This window comes from Alloprevotella rava (assembly GCF_014195585.1).
Lineage (GTDB): Bacteria > Bacteroidota > Bacteroidia > Bacteroidales > Bacteroidaceae > Alloprevotella > Alloprevotella rava.
The window spans coordinates 84,080-94,932 of record NZ_JACICA010000009.1 but is presented as its reverse complement, the minus strand read 5'-3'; the positions used below and the strand labels follow the sequence as shown (position 1 = coordinate 94,932).

General features: G+C 40.5%; 9 protein-coding genes. 5 read left to right on the top strand and 4 right to left on the bottom strand.

What is annotated here, in order from left to right:
- Nucleotides 1-257: 257 nt before the first annotated feature.
- From FHS60_RS08205 to FHS60_RS08185, 5 genes are all read left to right on the top strand, one after another.
- Complete coding sequence (locus FHS60_RS08205) at nt 258-959, top strand: iron-sulfur cluster assembly scaffold protein (RefSeq protein ID WP_183697495.1); 702 nt, start codon at nt 258-260, stop codon at nt 957-959.
- Nucleotides 960-976: 17 nt separating this feature from the next.
- Complete coding sequence (locus FHS60_RS08200; RefSeq protein ID WP_183697492.1) at nt 977-1,996, top strand: GGGtGRT protein; 1,020 nt, start codon at nt 977-979, stop codon at nt 1,994-1,996.
- A 327-nt stretch (nt 1,997-2,323) separates the two neighbouring features.
- Nucleotides 2,324-4,384 carry a transcription termination factor Rho gene (gene rho, locus FHS60_RS08195; RefSeq protein WP_183697489.1) on the top strand — a complete coding sequence of 687 codons (2,061 nt, stop codon included), beginning with the start codon at nt 2,324-2,326 and terminating at the stop codon, nt 4,382-4,384.
- A gap of 148 nt (nt 4,385-4,532) precedes the next feature.
- On the top strand, nt 4,533-6,326 hold the full coding sequence (abc-f, locus tag FHS60_RS08190) for a ribosomal protection-like ABC-F family protein (protein ID WP_183697486.1): 1,794 nt from the start codon (nt 4,533-4,535) through the stop codon (nt 6,324-6,326).
- Nucleotides 6,323-7,594 (top strand): replication-associated recombination protein A, encoded by a 1,272-nt coding sequence (locus tag FHS60_RS08185; RefSeq protein WP_183697483.1) that lies wholly within the window; start codon nt 6,323-6,325, stop codon nt 7,592-7,594. The genes abc-f and FHS60_RS08185 overlap by 4 nt, the downstream gene beginning before the upstream one ends.
- A gap of 478 nt (nt 7,595-8,072) precedes the next feature.
- On the opposite strand, the gene FHS60_RS08180 is transcribed toward FHS60_RS08185, so the two are convergent.
- From FHS60_RS08180 to FHS60_RS08165, 4 genes are read right to left on the bottom strand one after another with little or no spacing between them, the layout of a single operon-like run.
- Nucleotides 8,073-8,822 (bottom strand): EFR1 family ferrodoxin, encoded by a 750-nt coding sequence (locus FHS60_RS08180; protein ID WP_183697480.1) that lies wholly within the window; start codon nt 8,820-8,822, stop codon nt 8,073-8,075.
- Nucleotides 8,819-9,646 carry a 4-(cytidine 5'-diphospho)-2-C-methyl-D-erythritol kinase gene (ispE, locus tag FHS60_RS08175; protein ID WP_183697477.1) on the bottom strand — a complete coding sequence of 276 codons (828 nt, stop codon included), beginning with the start codon at nt 9,644-9,646 and terminating at the stop codon, nt 8,819-8,821. The genes FHS60_RS08180 and ispE overlap by 4 nt, the downstream gene beginning before the upstream one ends.
- A 5-nt stretch (nt 9,647-9,651) precedes the next feature.
- Entirely contained in the window at nt 9,652-10,323 is a 672-nt protein-coding gene (locus tag FHS60_RS08170; RefSeq protein ID WP_183697474.1) for a YggS family pyridoxal phosphate-dependent enzyme, read from the bottom strand.
- Between the two features lie 20 nt (nt 10,324-10,343).
- Nucleotides 10,344-10,826 (bottom strand): DUF4494 domain-containing protein, encoded by a 483-nt coding sequence (locus FHS60_RS08165; RefSeq protein ID WP_183697471.1) that lies wholly within the window; start codon nt 10,824-10,826, stop codon nt 10,344-10,346.
- Between the last annotated feature and the right edge of the window lie 27 nt (nt 10,827-10,853).

Genomic DNA, 10,853 nt, shown 5'->3' with positions numbered 1-10,853 from the left:
TCAATAGTAAATATACAAAAAACAATCCTCTTTTTAGGTTTTTATTAAAACTTTTTTTGAGGAAAAAGAAGTACTGCTTATCCCGAATTGGGGTTTATACCAAAATAGAAAGACTTCCTTAAACCGAATTGAGGTTATAACATAAAAATTAAGGGGGGTATAATAAAAAATAAAATAAACTTGTCTTTTCCGAAAGCAAGACTTAATTTTGTACCATAACATTTTTGGAAAGTAACACTTTTTATATTTACTATTTAATGGAATACTCATCAGAAGTAAAAAACATGTGTATCGTGGCTAAAGGCCCGAACCATGGTCCTGCGCCCATTCCTGAAGAAGGAAAGTGGGTGCAAGCCAAAGAGATTAAGGACATCAGTGGTATGACCCACGGTGTGGGATGGTGTGCTCCTCAACAAGGTGCTTGCAAATTGTCTCTCAACGTAAAAGATGGCGTAATTGAAGAGTGCTTGATTGAAACAATAGGCTGCTCTGGTATGACTCACTCTGCAGCAATGGCAAGTGAAATTCTGCCAGGTAAGACTGTTCTTGAGGCTCTTAATACGGACCTTGTTTGTGATGCAATTAATACTGCTATGCGCGAACTCTTCTTGCAAATTGTATATGGTCGTACTCAAAGTGCATTCTCCGAAGGAGGTCTTGTAATTGGTGCAGGTCTAGAAGATCTTGGCAAAGGGCTCATCAGTCAGACAGGTACTCTCTATGGTACTAAGATGAAAGGTACTCGTTACCTTCAACTCACAGAAGGTTACATCACTAAGATGTTCCTTGATAAAGACGACCAAGTTTGTGGTTATGAATTTGTTCATATGGGTAAATTTATGGACGCAATCAAAAAGGGCGTTGATGCCAACGAAGCTCTCAAGAGTGTAACAGGATGTTATGGCCGCACTACAGAAGAGCAGGGCGCAGTTAAATCCATTGATCCACGTAAAGACTAATTAGGAGGACCAGACAAATGATTAGAGAAGTAAAATTTGAAAGTCAGGACCGCCGTATCAAGCAGATTATCGCTGCACTCAACAAACACGGCATTAAAGATATTGAAGAAGCTAACCAGATTTGTGACGCAGCAGGCTTAGATCCTTACAAAACGTGCGAAGAAACGCAGATGATTTGCTTTGAAAATGCTAAATGGGCATACGTTGTAGGTACTGCTATCGCTTTGAAAGAAAAGGCAAAAGATGCTGTTGAAGCTGCTGAATATATTGGAGAAGGTCTGCAAGCATTCTGTATTCCAGGTTCTGTTGCTGATGATCGTAAGGTTGGAATAGGCCATGGAAAATTGGGTGCACGTCTTTTGAGTTCTGAAACACAGTGCTTTGCTTTCTTGGCTGGACACGAAAGTTTTGCAGCAGCTGAAGGTGCTATAAAAATTGCCCAAATGGCAAATAAATCTAGACCTGCAGACAAGCCTCTTCGTTGTATTCTTAATGGTCTAGGCAAAGATGCAGCACAAATTATCAGTCGTATCAATGGCTTCACTTATGTGCAGACACAGTTCGACTATTACACAGGTGAATTGAAAGAAGTTCGCCGTATCGCTTATAGCGACGGTCCTCGTGCGGCTGTAAACTGCTATGGTGCAGACGATGTTCGTGAAGGCGTAGCTATCATGTGGAAAGAAGGAGTTGACGTATCTATTACGGGTAACTCTACTAATCCTACTCGTTTCCAACACCCAGTAGCAGGTACTTATAAGAAGGAACGCATCCTTGCTGATAAGCCCTATTTCTCTGTGGCTTCAGGTGGTGGTACGGGCCGCACATTGCACCCCGATAATATGGCGGCAGGTCCTGCCTCTTATGGTATGACTGATACTATGGGCCGTATGCACAGTGATGCCCAGTTTGCAGGTTCATCATCTGTACCTGCTCACGTTGAAATGATGGGTTTCCTTGGCATTGGTAATAACCCAATGGTAGGTTGTACTGTTGCTTGTGCAGTAAATGTTGATCTTGCTCTCAACAAAAAGTAAGAAAAATCTCGCATACTATATTAAGTCCCTCTTGAAATATTTCAAGAGGGACTTTTATTTTATATTGTAGACTGAAGAAGAAAGCTGAAGTGTTTTTTGTAGAATTATATGTTTTTCTTCTTCAAATAAGGTTGAATCAAAAACTTTTTCTATTTTTGCAGTATTAAATAGTTTTGGCTGGAAATCGTTTCTAGCATTCTATCCTTTTGATTGGGTAATACCCAACAACAATCCAACGTTTATACTAATAAAATTCTGCTTAGACAAAGTCTTTCCGTGTGAAGGATTATACTTGATGTCTGCAGAAGTTAAAAAATACAATATCCTATGTCTTCTTATTCAATGGAACAGCTCGCAGCAATGGAGGATTCTCAATTGCAAGCTATTGCAGAAGGACTGAACTCAGAAAATAAGAATAGCAGCGATCGTCAAGAAGTTATCTATGGCATTATTGATGCTCAAGCTATTCAACAATCAGAGCAACGCTCAGATTCTCCCCGTCGTCGTCAGCGTATTGCAAAACATGATGGAGAGGCAGTCTATACTGCTAACAAAAGTGGTAAAGCTACAAAATTAGAAGAAAAAACTTCAAAGAAAGCAGAGCAACCATCTCTTTTCGATGAAGCTCCCTCCGCAACGCCCAAGCGTAAGAGAGGACGTCCTTCAAAAGCAAGTCTGGAAGCAGAAGCTGCTGCTCAAACTTCAGGTGAAACTGTAGTAACAGACGCCCCCTCTCAGACAGAAGAAACTATTGATGCTTCTCCCCTTAATGATGTTATAGAAGAAACATCTACAAAAGTACAAGTAACTCCAGAAATAGAACTTCCCGATTTTATTTCAGCACAGATGAATAATTCTTCAGTTATGACTGAAGAGGATGAAAGAATAAAAGCAGACCAACTTGATGTTGCGAAGATTAAGGAACAGCTTTCGAAGAATGCTAAACCACAGCCTCAACATCAGAAGCAAGAAAGCAATCTCCATAAAGAAATAGAGCAAAATACAGAATCTTCAACTATAGAGATTCCATCTCTGCCGAAAGATTTAGACAAGGATGCAACCTTTGTTATTATAAAGGATGTTCCTGTTTTATATAATGATCCTACATACGATGATCCGTTTGAAGTTGCACCTGTGCAGGCAACTAAGTTCCGTCGTTTTAAGGATGATCCTCTCGTTTCTAAGAGCGCAAAACCTGTTGTTTTGCCTTCTGCTCGTATAGATTCTTCTGCTACAGCACAACATCTACAGCAACAAGAGATGCGTGTAGAAGATGAATTCCTTGAAGGAAGAGGAGTTCTGGAAATCATGCCTGATGGCTTTGGATTCCTTCGTTCTTCTGATTACAACTATCTTACTTCACCTGATGATATTTATGTAACAGTTCAGCAAATACGCCAATATTCTTTGAAAAATGGTGATGTCGTAGAAGGTTCTGTACGTATCCCTCGTGATGGAGAGAAATTCTTTGCTTTAGCGCACATTGAGAAAATCAATGGATTAGATCCTGCCATTGTAAGAGACCGCATATCCTTTGAACATCTTACACCGCTTTTTCCAGAAGAGAAGTTTAAGCTCTGCACAGGTAGTAATGACCCAATGTCCTGTCGCGTTGTCGACTTATTCAGCCCGATTGGTAAAGGACAGCGTGCACTGATCGTCGCACAGCCTAAGACGGGTAAAACTTGGTTAATGAAGGATATTGCCAACGCTATTGCCAAAAATCATCCAGATACATACATGATGATGCTTCTCATTGATGAGCGTCCAGAAGAAGTAACTGACATGGCGCGCACGGTTAATGCTGAAGTCATTGCATCAACCTTTGATGAGCCTGCTTCTCACCACGTTAAGATTGCTAATATTGTTCTAGACAAGGCAAAACGCATGGTTGAATGTGGACACGATGTTGTTATCTTCTTAGATTCAATTACACGTTTAGCACGTGCTTATAATACGGTTTCTCCTTCTAGTGGTAAAGTCCTGACTGGTGGTGTGGAAGCAAATTCGCTTCAGCATCCCAAGCGCTTCTTTGGTGCAGCACGTAACATTGAAGGCGGAGGCTCGCTAACTATTATTGCTACTGCTTTGATCGATACTGGTTCGAAGATGGACGAAGTTATCTTTGAAGAATTCAAAGGAACTGGTAACATGGAACTTCAGCTCGATCGCAATTTGTCCAACAAGCGCATTTATCCTGCTGTTAATTTGGTAGCATCAAGTACGCGTCGCGACGATTTGTTGCTTGATGATTTAACGCAGAACCGTATGTGGATTCTTCGCAAGTATATCGCAGATATGAACCCCGTTGAGGCGATGAATGAATTGCAGAAGCGCATGAAGAATACGCGCAACAATGAAGAATTCCTAATGTCGATGAACGGATAAAAGTATATAATTGCAGAGTCAACGATCTTATCATATTTTATTTTAAGATTTTACACTAGGCCAATGTATACACGGGAAAAGGAAATACGATAGTCGTCAGATTTCAAGTATTCTTTTCCCGTGTTTATTTTTCAAATAGCTTACGTGAATGATAACATATCTCGATGTCCAAAATTTACAGAAGTCTGTTGGCGATCGCATACTCTTCCATGACGTTTGCTTCTCTATAGGCGAGGGGCAGCACGTTGGACTCATAGCCAAGAATGGAACAGGGAAGTCAACACTCCTCAATATATTAAGCGGGAAAGAAGACTATGATGATGGCACACTTGTTTATCGTAACGATATAAAAGTGGGGTATCTTGAACAAACGCCTCAATTTGATCCCAACCTGTCTGTTTTGCAATCATGTCTTTCTCTAGCTCCTCTGACATTAGAGAATCCGGAACTGCGTGCCAAGCAACTTCTCACTCAGTTCAAACTTGAAGAAATCGACAAGCCTATAGGATTGCTTAGCGGTGGACAGATAAAGCGTGTTGCATTGGCAGCTATTCTTCTTGAAGATCCTGATTTGCTTATTTTAGATGAGCCTACCAATCATTTGGATCTGGATATGATTGAATGGTTAGAGATTTATCTGCGGCGCAACACCAAAGCACTGCTCATGGTAACCCACGACCGATATTTCTTAGATCGTATTTGCTCTATCATCTTGGAACTTGATGATGAAACCATGTACACTTATCATGGCAATTATCAGTATTATCTTGAGAAGCGAGATGCTCGAGTATTGAACACGAATGCAAATATCGCTAAGGTGCAGAATCTGTATCGAAAAGAATTAGATTGGATGCGGCGAATGCCACAAGCGCGAGGAGGAAAGGCTCGATATCGTAAAGAAGCATTTTATGAACTAGAGCAACAAGCAAAACGTCGACAAGAAGAAAAGGCCACACGCTTAGAAGTAAAGAGCGGATATATAGGTTCTAAAATTTTTGAAGCAGAATATGTTTCAAAAACCTTTGAAGGGACACCTGAGAAACCCACGCCTAAAGTTATTCTAAACAATTTCTATTACAATTTCTCTAGATATGAGAAGATGGGTATTGTTGGAAACAATGGGACAGGAAAGTCAACCTTTATCAAGATGCTCTTAGGTAAAGTTAAACCCGATAGTGGACGCTTTAGCATTGGAGAGACAGTTCGTTTTGGCTATTTTAGCCAGGAAGGAATGGAGTTTGATTCCAAGATGAAAGTCATTGACGCTGTTCGCCAATATGCAGAATATATTGATTTGGGCGGAGGCCGTAAACTTTCAGCCTTGCAGTTTCTCACGCATTTCTTATTTCCACCACAACGTCAGCAAGATTATGTCTACAAATTGAGCGGTGGCGAGCGCAGAAGACTTTATCTCTGCACTGTTCTCATGCAGAATCCAAACTTTCTTATCTTGGATGAGCCGACCAATGATCTCGACATTGCCACACTGCAAATTTTAGAAGAATATCTTGAAAATTTCAAAGGTTGCGTTATAGTGGTGAGCCACGATCGTTATTTTATGGATAAAGTAGTGGACCATTTGCTTGTCTTCAAAGGAGAAGGTATCATTGACGACTTTCCTGGTAATTATTCTCAATATCGGCAATGGGCTGCATTACCAGAGAATGCTCCAGAGCAAGTAGTTGAACAAGCCACAACAAATAAGAAATATGTAAGTGTTCATCGTCGCCGTCTCACATTCAAGGAAAAAAAAGAAATGGAAGAACTTGAGCACGACTTGAAATGTCTTGAACAAGAGAAAAATAATATCGAGGCCGCACTTTGTAGTGGCACATTAAGTGTTGAAGAACTCACAGAGAAATCTAAACGCCTCCCACAGCTTGAGACGGAATTAGAAGAAAAAGAAATGAGATGGCTGGAATTATCTGAAATAGAGCAATGAAACCATTAGCAGAACGTCTACGTCCAACGACATTGGACAACTATATCGGACAAAAACATCTTGTAGGGCAGGGAGCTATACTTCGCCAAATGGTCGAAGCGGGACATATTGCTTCTTTTATTCTTTGGGGACCTCCAGGGGTAGGAAAGACTACGCTAGCAAAGATTATTGCAAATAAGATAGATGTAGCTTTCTATACTCTTTCTGCGGTTAGTTCTGGCGTTAAGGATGTGCGAGACGTCATTGAAAGTGCAAAAAAAAATCGCTTTTTTGGTGGCCAAAGTCCTATATTGTTCATTGATGAAATCCATAGATTTTCAAAATCGCAACAAGATAGCTTGTTGGCAGCTGTGGAACAAGGAGACATTACACTCATTGGAGCCACAACAGAAAACCCATCCTTTGAAGTGATTCGCCCATTGCTCTCTCGATGTCAGGTGTATGTTCTTCAGTCTCTCTCACAGGAAGAGCTTTTACAGCTGATTCATCAGGCCCTGCAGACAGATAGCTATTTGCAAGATTTAGATGTAGAACTACAAGAAACAGAAGCGCTATTACGATATAGTGGAGGAGATGCACGAAAACTTCTCAATATCCTAGATCTTGTAACAAGTTCCGTGCAACCCCATGAAAAGGTAATCATCAATAATAAAGTTATTGAAGAACGCCTACAACAAAATCCGCTAGCTTATGATAAAGATGGCGAGATGCACTATGACATCATATCTGCTTTTATTAAAAGTATCAGAGGTAGTGATCCAGATGCTGCTATCTATTGGTTAGCACGTATGATAGCAGGTGGAGAGGATCCAAAATTCATTGCACGGCGCCTTGTCATTAGTGCCTCCGAGGATATAGGCTTGGCCAACCCCAATGCTTTGTTAATTGCCAATGCAGCTTTTGATACTGTAGCAAAAATCGGCTGGCCGGAAGGACGCATCCCCTTGGCTGAAGCCACCATATATTTGGCCAACTCTCCCAAGTCAAACTCTGCCTATTTGGCTGTGGATGCAGCCATTGAGAAAGTTCGTGAAACAGGAAATTGTCCAGTACCGCTCCCAATACGTAATGCTCCCACCCAGCTCATGACTGAATTGGGGTATCATGATGGTTATATCTATCCGCATGACTTTCCACACCATTTTGCCGCACAACAATATCTTCCAGATGCTCTCAAATCCGAGCAATTTTGGCATCCTGCCGATAACTTGCAAGAAGAGAAACAACGTGAGCGTCTGAATAATTTGTGGAAAAATCGGAAATGGTAGAAAGTTTCCTTATTCTTTCTAAAAATACAATAAGGCTATCAGCTGATAGCCTTATTGTATTTGAAAATTACCATATTGTATTTCTAAACTTCTTTGAGAAGAAAGGGTACTGCTCACTCTATCATTAGATTTTAGCACTTTTGTTGATACGTGAGATAACTATTTTTTGTATACGGGCAGTAATATTTTCAAATTTAGCTACAATATTTCTCTTCATGCACATGTATTATATCTGCTCCTATAGTTTCTTGGAACATTCTTCAAAGGACAGGTTAAGCATTCTTGAAATGCATAAAAATCCACCCGAAGAATCATCATGTTTCGATTAAGTAGGACTTTTTACAAAATATTTCTACAAGGCCTATTTATAGGTTTTTGGGAGAGATTCTTTCTATAATTTTAAAGTGTATCGGACGCCAATAATAACTAAGTTGTTCTCTGAAGCTATAGAAGGTAGGATGTCTTTACAAAAAAATACTTAGAAAAGTGGAGGAAGATATTGACCTTTACCCTTGGTATATATTCGCTGTATGGCGTTTTTGGGGCAGTGGTGATAGCAAGCTAGGCATCCAGTACAATGATGCTTATATTGTGGAAGATTTGTGGGAGAACAATCTATATTATGGACGGGGCAGACTTTCGCACATTTTCCACAATGGATGCAAAGGTCTTTGTCCACTACAAACTTTTTATCGTCTACAAAAAGTTTATAGAAAAGGGGACGGAGTATTCTACTTTTAATCCACGAGCAAGTTCCACGATTGACCTCATTGAAGATTTCTTGCCTTTGTATTTTCTTGGCAAAAACAGAGAGTAGTTTTTCTGCTTCTGCAATCTTTTTAGTTGCAGCCACGTGCGTATCTAGCTTAAAACCTGGTAGGTCAATGTATGTTTCAGGCATCTGAATGGAGCAGATGGAGATATTGTTTAAGCCATACTGTTGTAATAAAGATTTTACTTCTTTATCTGTGAGGCCAATATCATCGCCGCATGTGCAAACCACATATACATAGCTAAACTTCCCTTGATTTTCAGGATTTCTGAAGAACTGATGGAGTTTATTGATAAAAATACGCGGTATTCCCCAGGCATAGATGGGGAAGAAAATTCCTAATATATCACCACGTTGTTCTGAAGAAAAATGCTCTATGCCAGCATCTTCCGTGAGTGCAGCTATTTTGTTGGCTGCCCATCGCGTATTACCTGTTCCGCTAAAGCATATTATCATTGCATAAGTGTACTTTGGAATGTGAAGCAGTCTGAGAAAATCTTGTGGAGATCGTCTTGTTTCTTTTTGAATAGTGCAAAGACAGTGCTGCCACTACCTGACATAAGAGCAAAACACGCTCCCATGTCATAGAGTGTTTCTTTGATGGCTTCAATTTCTGGGTGTATGGAGAAAACGCTTTTTTCGAAGTCGTTGCATACCACATTTTTCCATTCTTCTACAGGCATCGCTAATGCCTCGCGTAGATCTACTGTAGATTTTTTAGGCACGACTTGTGAGTAAGCTTCTTGTGTCGAAACAGATGTTTGTGGTTTCACAAGAACCAATACCCATCTTTTTAGTGAAACGGTGACGGGGGAGAAAATATCACCAATTCCCGTTGCATAAGTAGGTTGGGGATCAATGAAGAAAGCGCAATCAGCACCGAGTTTGCTAACACGTTTTTTCATCTCATTATTGTTCATTCCCAGTTGATATTCTTCATTGAGAACGCGCATCATGAAAGCAGCATCACTTGAACCACCGCCAAGACCTGCCCCTGTGGGTATCTTTTTATGAAGCAGAATATCGAGCTGCGGAAGCTCGAAATCTGCCTTCAACTGATTATATACCTTAATAATTAAATTGTCGTCAGGATTCCCTTGTATTTTAGGACCAACAATCTGAAGTAAATACGGATCGTTGGAGTTGTAGAGCGTTTTTACTTCGAGATTGTCGCAAAGAGGTATGGGATAGAAAACAGTTTCTAGATTATGATAACCGTCAGCTCTTTTTTCTACGACGTAAAGTCCGAGATTTATTTTGCAGCAAGGATTGACAAACATAATTCTTAGTATTGACGTTCACCAAATATAGCCGTACCAACGCGCACCATAGTGGATCCCTCTTTAGCAGCTATCTGAAAATCATGGGTCATTCCCCAACTCCGTTCACAGAAAGTCTCGTCGTTGGGAAAGTATTTTGCTTTTATTTCTTCAAAGAAGATGCGTGCCGTTTCAAAGTCTTTGCGCACGCGTTCCATGTCATCAGTATTGGAGGCCATACACATTAAGCCACAGATTTGTATATTCTTCAAATCTCTCCACTCGCTTTCTTCAAATAGCGTGCGGCAGTCAGCGAGAGAGAGACCAAACTTGGTGGTTTCTTCAGCAATGTGAAGTTCTAACAGAATGCGTATAATGCGGTTGTTGCAGGCTGCTTGCTTATTGATTTCTTTCATGAGTTTGAAAGAATCAACAGCATGAATCAAAGAAATATAGGGAGCTATATATTTTACTTTATTCGTCTGTAAATGTCCTATAAAGTGCCATTCAATATCCTTGGGAAGCGCGGGAAATTTTATGCGAAGTTCCTGTTCGTGACTTTCCCCAAAGATTCGTTGGCCTTGGTCATAGCATTGCTGAATCATCTCTGCGGGATGAAACTTAGAAACAGCAACTAGCTGGACATTGGTTGGAAGCTGTTCGCGGATTTTTGCAAGATTTTGCTGAACTTCAGTCATGTTGCAATGATTATTTAGCCTTATTCCTCGAATTCAGGTTTGTCTACCTTAATCATGCCTCCGGGCGCACTTTGCTGATAGTGGTACACATCCATGATAGTTGTTTCTTGAACACTGGCGATCGTGTAGTCCATCATGCTACCTTTCATTCCTTCATCCAAACGCTTAATTCCATCGCGCAAGTCGGCAGCTTGGATAAGCACTTGTTGAGTTGTCTTCTTTTCTTTTCCGCTTTTCTCGTCAAGAGTGACAAAAACAAGTTTTGCTTTGAAAAAGCGGTCTGCACTATCGTCTGTTGATTCAAAGATTTCGGCGAAATGAGCACGCTTAATGTCGCTAACTTCAAAAGATCCTGACATAAACGGGGAAATCTCTTCGATGATGCGGCGCTCAGCTTCAGTGAAACTAATCGCATCTACGAGATAGGGCTCAGTAACTTTTTTCTGCTGACCATTTTCCATGGTCTTCTCATATTTAACGGTGCATTGGAACCATTCAGACATAATGTTGGTGTGTTTATTTAGTTGTGA